At 66.8% G+C, this 16,414-nt stretch carries 20 protein-coding genes; 19 read left to right on the top strand and 1 reads right to left on the bottom strand.

The window, feature by feature from the left end:
* From GXW71_RS28310 to GXW71_RS28280, 7 genes are all read left to right on the top strand, one after another.
* Positions 1–2,120: hybrid sensor histidine kinase/response regulator (locus tag GXW71_RS28310; protein ID WP_246526967.1), on the top strand; the 2,120-nt coding region annotated here is incomplete at its 5' end.
* A gap of 14 nt (positions 2,121–2,134) precedes the next feature.
* A complete protein-coding gene (locus GXW71_RS28305) occupies positions 2,135–2,599 on the top strand; it encodes a chemotaxis protein CheW (RefSeq protein WP_211856068.1) in 465 nt (154 codons plus the stop codon).
* Positions 2,600–2,618: 19 nt separating this feature from the next.
* The gene (locus GXW71_RS28300) at positions 2,619–2,999 is read left to right on the top strand and encodes a response regulator (protein ID WP_211856067.1); all 381 of its coding nucleotides are present in this window, start codon (positions 2,619–2,621) and stop codon (positions 2,997–2,999) included.
* Positions 2,996–3,820 carry a CheR family methyltransferase gene (locus GXW71_RS28295; protein ID WP_211856066.1) on the top strand — a complete coding sequence of 275 codons (825 nt, stop codon included), beginning with the start codon at positions 2,996–2,998 and terminating at the stop codon, positions 3,818–3,820. Before GXW71_RS28300 ends, GXW71_RS28295 begins: the two co-directional genes overlap by 4 nt.
* A gap of 478 nt (positions 3,821–4,298) precedes the next feature.
* Positions 4,299–5,642, top strand: a complete 1,344-nt coding sequence (locus GXW71_RS28290; protein ID WP_211856065.1) for a tyrosine-type recombinase/integrase — start codon at positions 4,299–4,301, stop codon at positions 5,640–5,642.
* Positions 5,643–6,644: 1,002 nt separating this feature from the next.
* A complete protein-coding gene (locus GXW71_RS28285) occupies positions 6,645–6,992 on the top strand; it encodes a hypothetical protein (RefSeq protein ID WP_211856064.1) in 348 nt (115 codons plus the stop codon).
* Positions 6,989–7,318 (top strand): hypothetical protein, encoded by a 330-nt coding sequence (locus GXW71_RS28280; protein WP_211856063.1) that lies wholly within the window; start codon positions 6,989–6,991, stop codon positions 7,316–7,318. Before GXW71_RS28285 ends, GXW71_RS28280 begins: the two co-directional genes overlap by 4 nt.
* A gap of 49 nt (positions 7,319–7,367) precedes the next feature.
* On the opposite strand, the gene GXW71_RS28275 is transcribed toward GXW71_RS28280, so the two are convergent.
* Positions 7,368–7,853 carry a hypothetical protein gene (locus tag GXW71_RS28275; RefSeq protein WP_211856062.1) on the bottom strand — a complete coding sequence of 162 codons (486 nt, stop codon included), beginning with the start codon at positions 7,851–7,853 and terminating at the stop codon, positions 7,368–7,370.
* Positions 7,854–8,657: 804 nt separating this feature from the next.
* On the opposite strand from GXW71_RS28275, the gene GXW71_RS28270 reads away from it, so the two are divergent.
* The 12 genes from GXW71_RS28270 (at position 8,658) to GXW71_RS28215 (ending at position 16,245) form a co-directional block, all read left to right on the top strand.
* Positions 8,658–9,122 (top strand): hypothetical protein, encoded by a 465-nt coding sequence (locus GXW71_RS28270; protein ID WP_211856061.1) that lies wholly within the window; start codon positions 8,658–8,660, stop codon positions 9,120–9,122.
* Entirely contained in the window at positions 9,119–9,583 is a 465-nt protein-coding gene (locus GXW71_RS28265; protein ID WP_211856060.1) for a hypothetical protein, read from the top strand. Before GXW71_RS28270 ends, GXW71_RS28265 begins: the two co-directional genes overlap by 4 nt.
* A complete protein-coding gene (locus tag GXW71_RS28260; protein ID WP_211856059.1) occupies positions 9,580–9,834 on the top strand; it encodes a hypothetical protein in 255 nt (84 codons plus the stop codon). The genes GXW71_RS28265 and GXW71_RS28260 overlap by 4 nt, the downstream gene beginning before the upstream one ends.
* On the top strand, positions 9,835–10,248 hold the full coding sequence (locus tag GXW71_RS28255; RefSeq protein WP_211856058.1) for a hypothetical protein: 414 nt from the start codon (positions 9,835–9,837) through the stop codon (positions 10,246–10,248).
* 182 nt (positions 10,249–10,430) lie between these two features.
* Positions 10,431–11,066 carry a hypothetical protein gene (locus tag GXW71_RS28250; RefSeq protein ID WP_211856057.1) on the top strand — a complete coding sequence of 212 codons (636 nt, stop codon included), beginning with the start codon at positions 10,431–10,433 and terminating at the stop codon, positions 11,064–11,066.
* 74 nt (positions 11,067–11,140) lie between these two features.
* Positions 11,141–11,362: a helix-turn-helix domain-containing protein gene (locus GXW71_RS28245; protein WP_211856056.1), complete on the top strand. Its 222-nt coding sequence runs from the start codon at positions 11,141–11,143 to the stop codon at positions 11,360–11,362.
* Positions 11,363–11,583: 221 nt separating this feature from the next.
* On the top strand, positions 11,584–11,940 hold the full coding sequence (locus GXW71_RS28240) for a hypothetical protein (RefSeq protein ID WP_211856055.1): 357 nt from the start codon (positions 11,584–11,586) through the stop codon (positions 11,938–11,940).
* A complete protein-coding gene (locus tag GXW71_RS28235; protein WP_211856054.1) occupies positions 11,937–12,317 on the top strand; it encodes a hypothetical protein in 381 nt (126 codons plus the stop codon). The genes GXW71_RS28240 and GXW71_RS28235 overlap by 4 nt, the downstream gene beginning before the upstream one ends.
* Entirely contained in the window at positions 12,314–13,180 is an 867-nt protein-coding gene (locus tag GXW71_RS28230; protein WP_211856053.1) for a hypothetical protein, read from the top strand. The genes GXW71_RS28235 and GXW71_RS28230 overlap by 4 nt, the downstream gene beginning before the upstream one ends.
* Positions 13,177–13,470, top strand: coding sequence for a hypothetical protein (locus GXW71_RS28225; RefSeq protein ID WP_211856052.1), 294 nt, complete (start codon positions 13,177–13,179; stop codon positions 13,468–13,470). The genes GXW71_RS28230 and GXW71_RS28225 overlap by 4 nt, the downstream gene beginning before the upstream one ends.
* Positions 13,467–14,414, top strand: a complete 948-nt coding sequence (locus GXW71_RS28220) for a DUF7146 domain-containing protein (RefSeq protein ID WP_211856051.1) — start codon at positions 13,467–13,469, stop codon at positions 14,412–14,414. Before GXW71_RS28225 ends, GXW71_RS28220 begins: the two co-directional genes overlap by 4 nt.
* Positions 14,407–16,245 carry a DUF927 domain-containing protein gene (locus tag GXW71_RS28215; RefSeq protein ID WP_211856050.1) on the top strand — a complete coding sequence of 613 codons (1,839 nt, stop codon included), beginning with the start codon at positions 14,407–14,409 and terminating at the stop codon, positions 16,243–16,245. Before GXW71_RS28220 ends, GXW71_RS28215 begins: the two co-directional genes overlap by 8 nt.
* Positions 16,246–16,414 lie beyond the last annotated feature (169 nt).

The following is a 16,414-nucleotide window of genomic DNA, read 5'->3' as shown; positions in this document are numbered from 1 at the left end:
CACCGGCTCCCGCCGCCCTGCCCGCGCCCGCCGCGGCGCCGGTGCCGGAGGCGGTGGAAAGCGGCGGCCCGGCCGCCGGGCCGCAGACCATCCGCGTCACGGTCGATGTCCTGGAAGGGCTGATGACCCTGGTCAGCGAGCTGGTTCTGACCCGCAATCAGCTCCTGCAACTCGCCCGTGCCGGCGGCGATCCGGCGCTGGCGGTGCCCTTGCAGCGCCTGTCGCACATCACCTCCGACCTGCAGGAAGGGGTGATGAAGACCCGCATGCAGCCGATCGGCAATGCCTGGGCGAAGCTGCCGCGGCTGGTCCGCGACCTGGCGCTGGAGCTCGGCAAGAAGATCGACCTCGACATGAAGGGCGCTGAGACCGAGCTCGACCGGCAGGTGCTGGAGCTGATCAAGGACCCGCTGACCCACATGGTGCGCAATTCCGGCGACCATGGGCTGGAGACGCCGGAGCAGCGCCGCGCCGCCGGCAAGCCGGAGACCGGGCGCATCACGCTGAACGCCTACCACGAGGGCGGGCACATCATCATCGAGATCGGCGATGACGGGCGCGGCCTCGCCGTCGACCGCATCCGGGCCAAGGCGCTGGCCAATGGCCTCGCGACCGAGGCCGAGCTCGCGCAGATGAGCGACCATGACATCCAGCGCTTCATCTTCCGCGCTGGCTTCTCCACCGCGCAGCAGGTGACTGCGGTGTCCGGCCGCGGCGTCGGCATGGATGTGGTGAAGACCAATATCGAGAAGATCGGCGGCACCATCGAGCTGCGCTCCCGCGAGGGACGGGGCACCACCTTCACCATCAAGATCCCGCTGACGCTCGCGATCGTCGCGGCGCTGATCGTGGAGGCCGGGGGCGAACGCTTCGCGGTGCCGCAGATCGGGGTGGTGGAACTGGTGCGGGCCGGCGCCGGCGGCCCCCGCGTCGAGCGCATCAAGGATTCGCTGGTGATGCGGCTGCGTGACCGCCTGCTGCCGCTGGTGCCGCTCGCGAGCCTGCTGAACCTGGCGCCGGCGGCGCCGCCCACCGGAACCGGCGAGGCCTTCGTGATCGTCACCCAGGTCGGGCAGAAGGTCTTCGGCATTGTCGTGGACCGGGTCTTCGACACCGAGGAGATCGTGGTGAAGCCGGTGGCGCCGATCTTGCGCCATGTGACGGTCTTCTCCGGCAATACCATCCTTGGCGACGGCAGCGTCATCATGATCCTCGATCCGAACGGCATCGCGCGCGCGGCCGGCGTTGGCGCCGAAGGCAGCGACGGCGAAGCGGCGGTGCGGGAGGAGACGGTGTCGGGCGTCGCCGGCTCCGACGGCAGCACGGCGCTGTTGCTGTTCCGCGGCGGCGACGCGGCACCGAAGGCGGTGCCGCTGGCGCTCGTCGCGCGGCTCGAGGATATCCCGGTCGAGCGGATCGAATCCTCGGGCGGCGTGCAGGTCGTGCAGTATCGCGACAAGCTGATGCCGCTGATCCCGGTGGGCGGGACCTGGGTGCCGCCCGAAGGCCGCCAGCCGGTGCTGGTGTTCAGCGACGGCGAGCACTCCATGGGTTTGATGGTCGATACGATCCTGGACGTCGTCGAGCAGCGGCTCGACATCCAGATGGGCAGTGACCGGCCCGGCTTCCTCGGCAGCGCGGTGATCGCGGGCAAGGCGACGGAGGTGATCGACACCGCGCATTGGCTGCGCCAGGCCGGGGGCGACTGGTTCGGCCACCGGGCCCGCACCGCCGGCGCCGCGCCCCGCATCCTGCTGATCGAGGACAGCCCCTTCTTCCGCAACATGGTGGTGCCGGCGCTGTCGGCGGCGGGCTATGCAGTGACGGCGGCCGAAGGCGCGGCGCAGGCGCTGCGGCTGCGCGACCAAGGCATCGGCTTCGACGCCGTCGTGACCGACATCGAGATGCCGGGACTCAGCGGTTACGACTTCGCTCATGCGATCCGCCAGGAAGGTCCCTGGCGGAACATGCCGCTGATCGCCCTGACCTCGCGGAGCGAGCCCGAGGATATCGAGCGCGGCCATGAGGCGGGCTTCACTGACTACGTCGTGAAATTCGAGCGCGAGGCGCTGCTGGCCTCGCTCCGCGATTGCGTCGGCCGCGCGCCGGCACTGGCCTGAAGGGGGAATTGCCCATGCGGAGCGACATGGCTGTGGAGACACAGGCGAAGAGCGTCGCCGAGGAGACGGTGCTGACGCTGACGGTGGCCGAGCAGGCCTGCGGGATCTCCGTGCTGTCGGTGCGTGACGTGCTGGGGCCGCAGGCGCTGACCCGCATCCCGCTGGCGCCGTCCGAAGTGGCGGGCAGCCTCAACCTGCGCGGCCGCATCGTGACCGCGATCGATCTGCGCCGCCGCCTCGGCCTGCCGCCGGCAGGCGAGGGCATGCGCCCGATGAGCATCGTCGTCGAGCAGGGAGGGGAGCTCTACAGCCTGCTCGCCGACCAGGTGGGGGACGTGATCCCGATGCCGACCGACAGCATCCTACCCAATCCGCCGACGCTCGATGCGCATTGGCAGGCGCTGTCCCGCGGCGTGCATCGGCAAGAGGAGAACCTGATCGTCATGCTCGACGTCGACCGTGTTCTGGCGTTGGGCTGAGACGATGTCGGAGGTATCCATGGGACGCACCTGCCTGGTCGTCGATGACAGTCGCGTGGTCCGCAAGGCGGCCCGCCGGATGCTCGAGAATCTCGGCTTCGCGGTGAATGAGGCCGAGGATGGCGCGGTCGCGCTGGCGGCCTGCCAGCGCAGCCTGCCGGATGTGGTGCTGCTGGACTGGAACATGCCGGTGATGGACGGGCTGACCTTCCTCAAGGCCGCCCGCGCGGCCTTCGGCCCGGACCATCCGACGGTGATCCTCTGCACGACTGAAGCGGCGCTGGATCGCATCGTGGAAGCGCTGGGCGCGGGCGCGCAGGAATACGTGATGAAGCCCTTCGACGAATCGATCCTGCAGAGCAAGCTGGTGCAGGTCGGCGCCCTGCCGGAGCCGGCATGAGCGCGTCGTCCTCGGCACTGTCCACCGCGGGCTTTGATTTCATCGCCGGGCTGGCGCGCAGCCGCTCCGGCATCGTGCTGACGCCGGACAAGGCCTATATGATGGAGACGCGGCTCTCGCCGCTGATCCGCCGTGCCGGGCTCGGCAGCCTGGACGAGCTGGTGCTGAAGCTGCGCGGACCACGCGCGGAGAAGCTGACGCAGGAAGTGGTCGAGGCGCTGACCACCAATGAGAGCTTCTTCTTCCGCGACGGCAAGCCCTTCGAGCATCTGCGGCGCTTCCTGCCGACGCTGCGCGCGGCGCGCGGCCCAGGCACCCGGCTCAGGGTGTGGTCGGCCGCCTGTTCCTCGGGGCAGGAAGCCTATTCGATCGCGATGATCCTGCAGGAGCTGGGCCTACAGGCCGGCCCCGCGGAGATCCTCGGCACCGACATCTCGATGGAGATGGTGGAGCGGGCACGGAGCGGCGTCTTCACGCAATTCGAGGTGCAGCGCGGCCTGCCGGTGCAATTGCTGGTCAAGCATTTCCGCCAGATCGAGGGCGGGCGCTGGCAGATCGCCGATGCCCTGCGTGCCGCCGCCGAGTTTCGGTTCTGGAACCTGCTGGACGATCCGCGCTCGCTTGGCCGCTTCGATGCGATCTTCTGCCGCAACGTGCTGATCTACTTCGACACGGAAACCAAGACCCGCGTGCTGGACCGCCTGGCCGGGCTGCTGCTGCCGGGGGGCGTGGTCTATCTCGGCGGCGCGGAGACGGTGCTCGGCCTGACCACCCGGCTGGTGCCGGTGCCCGGAGAGCGGGGCGCCTACGTCGTCGCGTAATCATGCCCGCGGGGAGGAACTGCCCGGGGCTTGGCTAATGCCTGGGCTGATTCCGGCCAGCGTGCCTCAGCTCTGACGGTAGGGGCAACGCTGCCGGGAAGCCGCCCGAAGCGTGCGAAGGTTGGGAAAGGCTGCGCAGCGGCGAAGGGCGGCCTCGCCTGGCGCGCCAAGGCGCCCTGCCGGGCAGGCATCGCGTGGGCTGCTGTGAGGGGCTTCGCTGGTGTGCGGGCCGGCCGCGTAGCAGTCAGCCACCGAGCCGCAGAGTATGGTGTCCCCGGCGGACACCATCGTTCTGTGTCAGGCCGGATCAGGCTGTATCTCCGATACTATGATTCGGCCCAATCTAACGGGCGTTTCCGCCTCTGGTGGATCAGGGTGTGTCAGGCTGGCGCAGCATCATTGTGGGGGCTAGATGTGGGGTCTGGCGGGCAGTGAGCCCCGGAGCGGACCTCGGCAGATGGCGCGAACACCAAGGGGCTTGGACGTTAAAACCATCGACGCGGCAAAGCCGCGAGCGTCGGCCTATCGCCTGAGCGACGGCGGCGGGCTGCTGCTGGAGGTGAAGAGCAGCGGGGCGAAGATCTGGCTCTGCCGTCTCACGATCGCCAGGAAGCGCCGCGATATGGGTTTGGGTGGCTACCCCGCCGTGAGCCTGCGCGATGCCCGCGCGAAGGCGCGCGCAGCTCGTGAGTTGGCACAGGCGGGCACTGACCCGATTGCTGAGCGAGAGGCGGCGGAGCGCCGCGCTGCCGCCGAACGCGAGGCGGCCAGCACAGCTCAGGCGCGGACCTTCAAAGCTGTGGCGGATCTCTACATCGCGGCGCAAGTGCCTGGCTGGAAGGGCACCCGGACGGCGAAGACCTGGCGGAACTCCCTTGCCGGCCATGCCCACCCGCGGCTTGGCAAGAAGCCCGTTGACGAGATCGACCGCGCGGCCGTCCTGGATGCGATCGGGCCGGTCTGGGCGAGCCGCCCCGCGACGGCGCGCAAGGTGCTGCGGAGGATTGGATCGGTGCTTCGCTATGCGGCGGCGCACGGCTGGAGGCTGAACGACAATCCCGCCGACCCGCGCATGTTGCGGCACCTTGGACTTCCGGCGCTGCCTGGCGGCAGGAAGTACCCGTCGCTTCCCTGGGCGAAGGTGCCGGCGTTCGTGGCGGCGCTGCATGCGCGCGAAGGCCTCGGCTCGCTCGCGCTCGAATTCACCATCCTGACCGGCGTGCGCTCCGGTGAGAGCCGCGGTGCCTGGTGGTCAGAGGTGATGCTCGACGGAGTGCCGACCTGGACGATTCCCGGCGAGCGGATGAAGGGAAAGAAGGCTTCCGACGTGCAGCCACATCGCGTCCCGCTGTCGCCTGCCGCCATATCGGCGCTGCTCCGTGCGTACAACCTGGCGAACGGCGCGAGCGCCACGCTCGCCGATCTGCCGCGTCTGGCGCAGCTCGCTGGCGCGTCGCTGATTTTCCCATCCGCTAAGCGGACCAAGCCTCTCTCCGACATGGCGCTTTCGGAGGTGGTGCGACGCATGAACGCTGAGCGCTCGGAAGAAGCGCCCGCGCCTTGGCGCGACGCGGATGGCCGCGCTGCGGTCCCGCACGGCTTCCGCTCCTCCTTCCGGACTTGGGTGGATGACACCCGGCCGGCGGACGCTGAAGCCGCTGAGCGGGCGCTGGCTCATGAGGAGCCGAACAAGGTCTCCGGCGCCTACCGCCGCTCCGATCTATTCGACCGACGTATTCCGCTGATGGCCGACTGGGGCGCCTACTGCACCTCCGCTCCCACCGCGACCGTCACACGCATAACGGGTGCCGCCCCCAACTGAGCTGTCTCTTCCCCCCTACTCACTGTTTTTCGGTGGGGCCAGTGGGGCAAGCGGGGCCATGCGTCGTAAGTCGTTGAAAAATAATGGTAATTTGGCCGCTGGCCAGCGGGGCCAGGCCGAATGGCGGCTGGGGCCTTGGGGCCGGCACTGGCGAGCGAAATCGTTACTGACTTTGGGCGGCGCCGTCCGGATGTACGAGCATACCCCAACGTACGCAGGGCAGGGTTGACCGTCTGTCTTGGCTCACTCTGGGCCCAAGCTGCCGCAGGCGATAACAGCCCGATGATTGGAGTTTTGCCAGGGCGCGGTCGTGTAGGTTATCGTTACGCAACTAGTGCATTGCACATTGGGGTTCATTGATTTATATGTCAATTGCCGAGAGGGTGAGGACACTTGTCGATGCTGGCGACCTGCATCCGCATCTCCCGCGCGCTCGCCGAAAGGCTAAGCGCCAAGTCTATCTTACCAGAGAGGCTGCTCGGGACCTTAGTGACCCAAACTCGGCCGTGAACCTGCTCGGGAAGAACGGCGAAATGTACGCAGCCCTAGAACGCTGGGTACGTGGAGACTTGGTTTACGGTGATCAGCACAGGCGCTTTATGCGACGCTTAGCCGAACCTCCGCCGGAGATCTGGGAAATCCGGGTTACCGAGCCGAAAACTCAGCAGGTGCGAATGCTCGGGCGCTTTTTGATTGCCGACGCGTTGGTGCTCACCAATTTCCACACCAGGAGCTACTTAGGTCGGTTCGGGTCCCATGCCTGGGCAACCGCAATGACGCAATGCGTGGCCACTTGGAACCGCCTCTTCGACTTTCCTCCGCATACTGGCTCGGTCATTGGTGATTACGTTACGGAGAATTGCGATGTCTTCCCAGTCACCTAGCAGCCAGGGGGCTAGGGACGCTGCAGCCTACGGATTCGCCCGGGTCCGAGATGTGGCTTTCGATGCTATCCGATCTCTTTGGCGGCGAAGGCAGGATGAGGGGTGGAAGCAGAAGGACTTGGCAGATCGTGTAGGCCGAGATCCTGCCTGGGTGTCGAGGAACCTCAGCAGCCCGGGAAATTGGACGCTTCGGACCTTCGGAGAACTGACAGAAGCGCTAGGCGGAGATGTAGAAATCAAAATCGCGGCAAGTGAAGATAGCGGCCACGAGAATTTCGATGCCTATGCTGAATTTTTCTCGAAAGCGAAGCCCTTACAAAATAAAATGATGCTGCTTCACTTCACAGGAAACGCGGTAAGTAACATCAAAGACGTTCGATCGCCAGAGTTGGAGCCTGCTGTGCGGAAAAGCATACAGGTTCACGTCTCAGAACCCAAGACAGTGGCTGCGGAGATTGTATCATGAGCGAAGAGATAGGCAGAGTCGTCAGTACGGAAGGGCCGCCGACCCGCGCCGCTTCCTTTCAGGACGTTTACGCTAACCAGATCCGACTGGCGGTGTCTCCTGCGGACTTCACGCTGGTTTTCGGGGTGAATGATGATAGAGGGCCTGGGTTTACCACAAACGTGGATCTTGTCGCCGTTCGTCTATCGCCATCAGCAATGCGCAACATGGTTAGAGCATGCGCGAAGTTATCTGCCGCATATGACGAAGTGAATGGAACGCCAAAAGTTGCAAACGAGCAGGAATTTTTGGTGCGGTTCAATGAAGTCGTGAATCGGAACAAATAAGGCAATCTTCGGTCTTCCCCCTTGTCGACACAGTCGGGGTCGGCTGCGCTCAAGGCGCGCTCAGCATGGCGAGGTTGCGCCGCGCCCGCTCGACTACGTCGGGTGGAAGCTCGTGGGCGAAGTCGATTGCAATTTGCTCATAGGAACAGTCAAGACGATCAAATTCGGCCAGCCGCAAGAGGCCGTCTGTTGGTTTGTTGCCCTTCAGCGCGACGAGAAGCGCGCCACGCGGTCCGTGGTTCCTTATCGCGCGCTCCGTGTGACCGGCGGCTTGGTTGCGACCGTGCTTGTGCTTAAGGATTTCACGGTAAACCCGGAGCGCTTCGAAAACTCGATCTTCGAGAGTCGCCCCCGCCGGTCGAATGCTCAGCGCCATCTGCAGATCGAGATCTCGCAGCCTTTCCTCGGCGGCAGTCGCCGCAGCGATAACTCGTCCTGGCTTTCGGTTGTGGTCGCGACACGTCGTTAACCACGGTCGATCCGTCGATGACGCGATGCGCGCCAGAAGTCGCTGGGAATTGGCGTCGTCACTCATGGCCACGTTCCTTCTTCAGCCGGGCACCTGGCTCGACCGCTTACCGTTCACTACCCGACGACGCCCCGCCTGAGCGGCGGCGTGAGATCTTCATTGTTCGCTTGGCACTTGGGATCACTTCGCGCAATGCGGACGCCCCTCAACACCGTCAAACCCGCCTTACGTCTGCGGCACTTTCCGCCGTTTCCGTACGGTGCCCGGCACGGTAGGCCCCGGGCGTGCCGCCGCGGCTTCATGACCCCCGCGGGCCTCGTCTTCAGGGCCAACCGCATTAGTCGCCGCGCGAGCGCGCGCCGACGCTCCCAGAGCCTCTTGCAACCCCAGCTCAATCAGGTGCCGGATCGCCTCAGCCTCCGTCTTGATCCGCCGCTGAAAGCGGAAATCCTCAATGGCAGCAGCCAGCGCTGGCTCCATCGCGATGAGCTTTTTCACGGTGAGAACGGACGGTCGGGCCATTTCATCAATATAGTCGCTATCGGCACTATTGACCAGAAAGCGAATAACCTATATCGATGATATCGGCCGAGCGGGGGAAGGTGGAAGCTCCCCGCGCCCGGCCTCACCTCAACCCTCTCGTGGAAGGAGAAGGTCATGGCTGCGACCATTTATAGCACGGGGAGCCTGCATCCCCCGCCGTCTTGTTTCCTCCAGATCGAGCCGGCGTTCGGCGCTGTTGTCGTATGCCTCGGTGTCGCTGCCGGTTTGGCCGTCATCGGAAGCGCCCGCATCCGCCGCGCAGCGATCCCCCAGGCGACGCGTGCGCGGCCGCTGGCGGCCTCCTGGGCCTAAGCAGGGAGCAACACAATGTCTCAGCATCTCGAGGCTCCGCTCGGCGATCCGGGCGGGGATCGGTTCCTCACCACCATCGCGCGGCTGTCCGCCGCCGCGGATGTGGCGGCGCTGCATGTCGGCAACCGCGAAGCTGATCGGTTGCGGCGCGGCGGGGCACCCATGAACAGGGCGTACGATTTCGCCGCGGAGGGCGGAACGCCGGTTGACGAAACGCTGTGCGTCCCACCCGCTGACGGTCTGGTCCTCAAGGCGCCCGAGCGGGCGTTGGAGGCGAAGGGCTGGCGCTTCCTCGCGGTGCCGCGGCACACGCGGCGCGACCCTGCCGGCTACGATGCGCTGTGTTCCCCGCTCAACTGGGATACCCGGACGTGGCTCGCAGTGCCGCCAGAGGGCAGCGAGTTGGCCGCCCGTTCCTTCGCCAAGAAGGGACCGGCGTTCGCGTGGGCGGAAGCACAGGTGGTCGAGGTGCGGCCATGACCGGCGCATCTCGTCGCGCCCTTTTGGGCGTCTCAGCGGCGACGCTGGCAGCTCCGGCGCCAGCGGTGGCTGCCGGAGTGGTGCCGGCCGGCCTGAACGACCGGCGGCTAGTTGAACTGCACTCCTCCGCTCTGCAGGCACGTGCCGCCGAGGAGGTCGCGTACTCCCGCGGGGGCGGCTTTGAACTGTCCGATGATCCTCAGGAGCGCGCCGCCTGGGACGAGTACGAGGACGCGGCGGAAGCCGCCGACGAGCGCTGGGATAGCGCCCTTCGCGAGATGGCCAGGATAGAGGCAGACGGCGCGCTCGGCCTGAGCGTCAAGCTGTCGCACGTGCTGCGTGGCCTGGACGTCGGCCTGGCAGCGGCGGAGGAGGACGTAGCAGAGAGCTTGGAGGCGGACATCCGTCGCATGTTTCCAGCGCTGCCGTTCCCGGCGTTCGGCAAGGAGTCCGGGGCATGAGCGCCAGCATTATCCCGTTCCCGGAGGGAGGCCGCTCGCGAACCGGTAGCCCGATCCCCGACTGCGCATCGGGAGAGGACGTGAAGTTAACGAAGCGCGGCCAGGATCTCCTCCACGCTGTGGTGCGCGGCAGGACCGTCCGCGACCGCCAGCGCGCGTTGGATGAATGGTTCAAGGATGAGGATGTGATTACCGAGGCGGCTCGCCGCGTCATCGTCACCCTGGCGCGCATCGAAAGGGAGGAGCGCTAGATGCGCTTCCCGGCGATCGATGCCCTGATCGAAAGGGCCAATGCCGTGTCCGGTGAAATGGCCGCCCTGTCGCCAATCATGCAGCGGATAGCCGCCAGCGCCCTGACCGGCGATCGGCGATCAAGCAGCGAATGGACGCCACTGCGCGCCGTGCCGAGCCTGGGCAGGGGCCGGGCCGGCACCGCCATGGTGCCGCTTTCCGATCTCGCCAAGGACGGTTGGCGGGTCGTGCCGCTGCCCGAGTACCACGCTCTGGTCAACGACCTCCCGCCGCGCCTGGACTGGCCTGGCTGGCACTGGGCAGCGCTGCCACCAGACGACGGAGAACACGGCGCCCAGATCTTCCGGTCGCGCTCTGAGGCGCAGGCATACGCCAGCGCCCACTTCCGGCAGGGTAAGGGCGTAGCCGCCTAGCCGCGCCGTTTGCTATGCGTCTCGCGACGGCACAACATGCCGTTGCTCCACAGTGCCAGCTTCGCTAGGCGCTGGATTTCAGCTTCGCAGGGGCCAGCCGGCCAGCCGTGCGCCAGGGATATCCGCTCCCGGGCCCCCCCCCCGCGATCCACCCCTGCGGAATGTGCTGCGGAGGCGTGAAAGTGCAATCTCGCGCGACGTTGCGAGCGGCCCATGATGCGCTGCTTCTTGAATTAGCGGACGCTGAGGCAGTCTTTCGCAAGGACGCAAGATATAGCGGCCGGGTAGGTGCCGCGAAAGCGCTGCTCGCCTTTCAGCGCTTTGTCCAGACAACAACAGAAACCCCTGATCCTGCAGAGACGCAGCGCGGGATGCAGCTCTTAGCGCCGCTCGCCGCGCTGCTCGCAGGCCTCGGCGATCTCGAACGTGGCACCGTCGCACCGATCATTAGACCGGCGAAGGCTGGCAATAGCCCTCCGACCGATACCCTTACGCTCATCGTGCGGGCCCAGATTGCGATCGCGACGGAATGCCTAGTCCAAGCAGGAATGCCTCTCAAGGAAGCCAGTGCTGAGATTGCCCGACGAATTCACGGGAAACCATACGCCGCGCCCAAGAGGTCAATCGAAAACTGGCGGCAGGACTTTCAAGGTCCATCTGCCGACCCCGAATGCGTGGGCGTACAGAAATTCCGTCGAGCCCTCGAGTATGTTGCGGAGTTTAAGGGACGCCCGGCGGCACTTCGGCGCTATGCGCAGTACGTGCTGGCTGACCAAGTCTTTGCCGGCTGGCCAGCCTCCCCTCAAAGACGGGGCTAAAAGGGGAGCCGTTCCGGCGACCTTTGCGTCGCGGTGATGCGTCATGCAGCGCCGCGGAAGCAAAGGATAGCCCGATGCAATTTTCGTCCAGCGTCGATGGGAACACCCGGTTGCACACCGGCGCGCCGGCGCCGCTCTCATACACCCTCCAGGATGCTTCCCGCGTCACCGGCCTAAGCATCGCCACCCTCCGCCGCAAGGAGAAGGAGGGAGCTCTGCGCTTCTACAAGGTCGGCTTCCGGACGCTGGTAGCAGCGCCCTCGCTGCACGCACTGCTGACTGGCGAGGCCGCCTGATGGGCGCGCTCTTCACCCGCTGGTCCGCCCCGCTGATCCCGCCCGTCGCGACGCTCGCCATGCTGGCGGCGCTGCGGCTTACCCACTGACGACAAACCCCCGCGCGGCGAGGCCGGCGAGGGTCTGGGGTACTCGATCAATGGTAGCTGGGCAGCACCAGGATAGAGAGCTTCCGATCAGCGTTCAAGCCTTAGTCGTGCATGTCCACGAAGGGACATCGCATGATGAATACCAAGCCCTCTGAACCCACCGTCCATGACCTGGCGAGCGAAGACGACCGCCAGTGGTTCTTGGACCACCGCAACCGCGAGTATCGCCTCCGGGAGCCGCTGCCCGGCGAAGTGCGTACGGTCCCAGGGCGGACGGCGCTCGTCGTGGTGCGCAGAGTGCATCCGAAGGCTCGGATGCGGCTGCCGTTCTACGTCGAGTGGCCCAAGCCTGCCGGCGAGGCACCCGAATACATCGCAGAAGGCTTCTTCAAGCATTGCACCTCGCTCGACCCGCGGATTAGCGAGATGGTCGGCGCAATGCGAGAAGCCTGCGCGTCCGCTCCGAACCAGGAGGCGGCGCGCTCATGAACGCTTCCCCACTCAACATTCTTCAGGCGACGCGCCGCGCCGCACTGACGACCTCTCCCGCTTCCGGCTTCGCGCTGAAGGTGTTTGGCACCGAGACGCCTATTCCGGTTAACGGCCGCCCCTTGGAACTGGCGCGGCTGCTGATGGCGCATCGCGGTGGCCTGACGCGGCTACAGATGGTCTTCGCCGAGTTCTATGCGCTCGGCCTGGACGCTCCGAGCATCGTGCGCCGGCTACGCAAGGTTGGCGTGCCAATCGAGAGCATCCCGGAGAAGGGCGAGGACCGCAGCGCGCGGCCGGTCACCTTCGTTCGGTATCGGCTGGGCGCCAATGTGCGGCTTGTGCAGCTCCGCCAAGACGCGGAGGCCGCCCAATGAACGCATCCGACGCCTTCGTTGACCGCGTTGTTGACCGGCCCATGGCTCAGGCTCGCGGCGAGCTGCGCTCCTATGACGGCTCGAACCCGCGCGGGCACGTCGAGACTTCCCTTACAGAACTCGGCGGTCCCGTAGACCAAGCGGAGTGCGACTTGTCGCTCGGGCTCGGCCTGGAAGGTCCGGCAGCCCTTCGGTTCATTGCGCAGGGCATGGCGCTGAATGCGGCGCGGATCACCACGACGCCGCCTGACTACGAGGCTCTCGCCGAGGAAGAAGCAAAGCGCCCGCAGCCTCCGCCGGCTCCGCCGCGCGCTAAGCAGCGCTTGCAGGTTCGTGTCGTGGGCAACCTGCTGTGGCGCACGGTGACGGAAGTTCGGGGCTGCCTCACTGGCCCTATGAGACCGGATGACGGGGAGCGGCTGGTCAGCAAGATCCCCGATCGCGTGGCGGAGACGCTGCGTTTGATCTCCGCCGACGAGCAGTTGGTCAGCGTCCTCGCGCACACGCTCGTCTCTGAAGCGACGGATTATGTCTTTGCCGAGGGCGACCCGAAGCGCCCCGCCGGGGAAGCTGCAGACGCGCCGTGCTTCTGGGACATGATCTGCCGCGCCGGCATCGCGCTCTCGAACGTGCTGGCCCGTGAAGCCATCCCGCACGGCGGGCAGGACGCGGTTGCCAATGACGCGTGGATTGGCAGCGGCGTAGGCGATCGGGTCGCGGAGCTGTTGAGTATCGCTTTTGGCGACCGCAGCGTCGCATACGAAACCGCGGCGGCGTACCTGCTGCTCGCGGCCGTCAAGGTCGGCATGGGCACTGGGGTGCCCGCTCCCAGCGCTGTGTTGAAGCGGGAGGCTGACGAATGACCTCCACCAGTGACGCCGTCCCGCTGGTAGACGGCATGGCGCTGGGCGCGGCGATCGCAGCCTTTCAGGCCCACCTGCCGGGGTGGTGGTTCAGTGTCTGCGCGTGCTCGGTGAGCCAGGACGCGAGTTGCGGGCCCGACCGCCACGGACCTGATGCCGACCTGCTGCAGTTTCGGGAGTTCGACGACGGCTTCCATGCCGATCTCGTGGATGAAACCCTGGCCGATGCGCTTCGCACCGTCATGGGCGAGGTACTGTTGGCGCGCGCTCGTGTGAGGGCGAGCCTATGACCGCCACCGCTCAGGAGATCGCAGCCGCTCTTGGCTTGCGTCCGGATGGTGGCTCGTACCGCGGCCGGTGCCCGGTATGCGGCTACGGTGGCGACACGCTCGCCGTGCGGGATGGCGACCACCGGGCCGTGTTCCACTGCCACAACTGCGCGGACGGTCCTGGCATCGCCAGCGTCATACGCGCAGCGCTGGGTGAGGACGCCTTCGCTGGCGGTGAGCAGCACGCCTTCGACCGCGCCGCGATCGAGGCCCGTGAGGCCGAACGCAAGGCAGAGCGTGAGCGCGCCAAGGCCAAGGCATTGGAAGTTTGGAACAAGGCGGTCCCGATCGACGGCACCCCGGCGCAGCGATACCTGGCCGGCCGTGGCTTGCCGGGGGTGATCACGCCGGCACTCCGGTTCGGGAATGTCTTCAACGCCGAGCTGGGCCGCCGCGTGCCCGCGATGATTGGCGCGGTGACCCGCCCCGGCTCCGACGAGGTGATCGGCATCCACAGGACGTTCATCGACGCCGAGGGCAACGGCAAGGCTCGCGATGTGCTGGTCCACAAGAAGACGCTGGGCCAGATCGGCGGAGCGGTGGTCGCACTCGATACCTGGAAGCACGGCGAGACGCTCGTGATCGCGGAGGGCGTCGAAACCGCGCTTTCGGCAAAGGTGCTTGTGGGGCACGGCGCCGCCTGGGCTGCGATTGCGGCGAACAACCTGCCGCGCTTGGCTCTCCGCGATGATGTGCGTGACATCTTCATTAGCGCTGATCCGGACGAGGCAGGCCAGCGCGAAGCATGGGCGGCTGCCGCGCGGTTCAAGGCCGAAGGTCGCCGCGTCACGGTGGGTACGCCAAGGTCCGGCGATGCCAACGACGAGTTGATGCGCCGCCTCGGATTGGCACGCCAGCCGGCCAGCGCCGCCACTCCTCCCTGGGAGGACGCGCCGCATGGATGACTTTGGAAGCGCATTCGATCTCCGCGATGCGGAGGAGGGCCCGCCGCCGAACGCATCGCCTGGCGTCAAGGCGGCGGCCGAGAACCCGTGGCCTAAGCCCTACGTGATGAAGGCCGGCGGCCTCTACCACGCGTCGGACAACGGAGATGAGTGGCTGGCCGGACCCTTCGTCATCGAGGGCGAAACCCGCGACGCCGCCGGCACGGGATGGGGCCTGTTCCTCTCTTGGCAGGACCGAGATAGCACTGCTCACACCTGGACCATGCCGCGGCGGCTTCTGCTCGGAGAGGCTGGCGATCTTGAGGGCCATCTGATCGATGGCGGCCTGGCGGTCGCTGCCCATCACACCCGCCGCCAGAAGCTCCGCGATGCGCTCATGCGCGCCAAAGCCAAAAGCCGCATCCGCACTGTGACACGCACTGGTTGGCACACCGAACGCGGCAGCCCGGTCTACATCAGCGCGGATGGGGCGGCCTACGGCTCCGCGTCGGAGCGCATGGTGCTTCAGTCGCCGGCACCGGATGCTGGTGCGGCGGTTGCCTGCTCCGGCACTTTGCAGGAGTGGCAGGCCGGCGTCGCGGCGCTCGCTGTCGGAAATGACCTGGCCGGGGCCTTCTTGGCCTCCGCCTTCGCCGGCCCACTGCTGGATCTGATGGGCGAGCCGGGCGGCGGCGTTCACGCCTTCGGCCGCTCCCAGAAGGGCAAGACGACCATACTCCGCATGGGTGCCAGCGCGTGGGGACCACCGATCGCCGGAAGGGCCATGCGGAACTGGCGCAGCACGAGCAACGCGCTGGAGAGCGTGGCGGCCGCCAGCAATGACGGTCTGCTTGCGCTTGACGAACTCGGGCAGTGCGACCCGAAGGAGGTCGACGCGATCTCCTACATGGTGGCCAACGGGGTGGGGAAATCCCGCGCGAACCGCGACGGCAACGCTCGCGCCACCAAGGCATGGCGCCTTGTCGCCCTCTCCACTGGCGAACTGGACCTCGCATCCAAGATCCAGGAGGCCGGGAAGAAGGCGATGGCCGGCCAGCTCGTGCGGCTGATCAGCGTTCCGCTGCCCGAATGCGGGCCGCTCGGCCAGTGCCTCCATGGGCGGGCGGATGCCTACACGCTGCTTGTGGAAGTGAACGAGAATGTCGCGCGGCTTCATGGCACCGCGGCGCCCGCCTTTCTGCGAAGGCTTGCTGCTGAGCGGAGCGAGAACGCCGTAGCGCTGGCTACTGCTGTTGAGCGGGCCCGCGCCGCCTGGGTCAACCAATTCACTCCTGCAGGCGCAGACGGCCAGGTCCAGGCTGTAGCGCGCCGCTTCGGCATCATTGCCGCAGCCGGCGAGCTGGCGGCGGCTTGGGGTGTCCTGCCCTGGCCGCAAGGTGAGGCGGCCCGCGCTGTTGGTGCCTGCTTTGCTCTGTGGGTGAACCATCGGGGCGGGGCTGGCGCGCATGAAGACGCCGACGCCGTGGAGACGGTGCGGAACTTCATAGCGATGCACGGCTCCGCCCGTTTCGCCGCAATCGGCGAGGACGGCACCAACACGGATGCCTCCGCCGAAATTGCCGACAGCCGTCCCGTGACGCAGCGGGCAGGGTGGCGGCAGAAGGACAAGGCTGGCGCCTGGGAATACCTGATCCTGCCACCCGTCTTCTCGACGGAGGTGTGTAAGGGCCGCGACCCGAAGGCGGTGGTAGCGGCGCTGCGGGATGCGAACCTGTTGCGCACCGACGCCGGCCACCACGCGACAGTCAAGGTTCGGCTCACCGGCTACGGCCGGCCCCGCGTGTACGCGGTCAAGGGCGCGATCTTCGAAGGCGGAGGCCAGGACGCATGAGCGCCGCCGCGCTCTCCGCCGAGCTGGCCGGCATTTGGTCGATGGCCGCACCGCGGCGGCTTCCCGGTGTTGCCGCTACGGAGGCTCGGGGAGGCCCTGCCGCAGATCCCGCACCCGCGGCGCGTAGCGAGCCCACAACCCCGCCAGCGGCCCGGAGATCCGGGTCTCC

Origin of the sequence: Plastoroseomonas hellenica, from assembly GCF_018129085.1 — a bacterium.
GTDB classification, from domain to species: Bacteria; Pseudomonadota; Alphaproteobacteria; order Acetobacterales; family Acetobacteraceae; genus Plastoroseomonas; species Plastoroseomonas hellenica.
This window is presented reverse-complemented; position numbering and strand designations above follow the sequence as displayed.

Bases quoted from the DNA above. Each gene is read 5' to 3' on its own strand.
- GXW71_RS28305 (WP_211856068.1), top strand. From the start codon at position 2,135: ATGCGGAGCGACATGGCTGTGGAGACACAGGCGAAGAGCGTCGCCGAG.
- GXW71_RS28300 (WP_211856067.1), top strand. From the start codon at position 2,619: ATGGGACGCACCTGCCTGGTCGTCGATGACAGTCGCGTGGTCCGCAAG.
- GXW71_RS28295 (WP_211856066.1), top strand. From the start codon at position 2,996: ATGAGCGCGTCGTCCTCGGCACTGTCCACCGCGGGCTTTGATTTCATC.
- GXW71_RS28280 (WP_211856063.1), top strand. From the start codon at position 6,989: ATGAGCGAAGAGATAGGCAGAGTCGTCAGTACGGAAGGGCCGCCGACC.
- GXW71_RS28275 (WP_211856062.1), bottom strand. From the start codon at position 7,853: ATGAGTGACGACGCCAATTCCCAGCGACTTCTGGCGCGCATCGCGTCA.
- GXW71_RS28270 (WP_211856061.1), top strand. From the start codon at position 8,658: ATGTCTCAGCATCTCGAGGCTCCGCTCGGCGATCCGGGCGGGGATCGG.
- GXW71_RS28265 (WP_211856060.1), top strand. From the start codon at position 9,119: ATGACCGGCGCATCTCGTCGCGCCCTTTTGGGCGTCTCAGCGGCGACG.
- GXW71_RS28260 (WP_211856059.1), top strand. From the start codon at position 9,580: ATGAGCGCCAGCATTATCCCGTTCCCGGAGGGAGGCCGCTCGCGAACC.
- GXW71_RS28255 (WP_211856058.1), top strand. From the start codon at position 9,835: ATGCGCTTCCCGGCGATCGATGCCCTGATCGAAAGGGCCAATGCCGTG.
- GXW71_RS28245 (WP_211856056.1), top strand. From the start codon at position 11,141: ATGCAATTTTCGTCCAGCGTCGATGGGAACACCCGGTTGCACACCGGC.
- GXW71_RS28240 (WP_211856055.1), top strand. From the start codon at position 11,584: ATGATGAATACCAAGCCCTCTGAACCCACCGTCCATGACCTGGCGAGC.
- GXW71_RS28235 (WP_211856054.1), top strand. From the start codon at position 11,937: ATGAACGCTTCCCCACTCAACATTCTTCAGGCGACGCGCCGCGCCGCA.
- GXW71_RS28230 (WP_211856053.1), top strand. From the start codon at position 12,314: ATGAACGCATCCGACGCCTTCGTTGACCGCGTTGTTGACCGGCCCATG.
- GXW71_RS28225 (WP_211856052.1), top strand. From the start codon at position 13,177: ATGACCTCCACCAGTGACGCCGTCCCGCTGGTAGACGGCATGGCGCTG.
- GXW71_RS28220 (WP_211856051.1), top strand. From the start codon at position 13,467: ATGACCGCCACCGCTCAGGAGATCGCAGCCGCTCTTGGCTTGCGTCCG.
- GXW71_RS28215 (WP_211856050.1), top strand. From the start codon at position 14,407: ATGGATGACTTTGGAAGCGCATTCGATCTCCGCGATGCGGAGGAGGGC.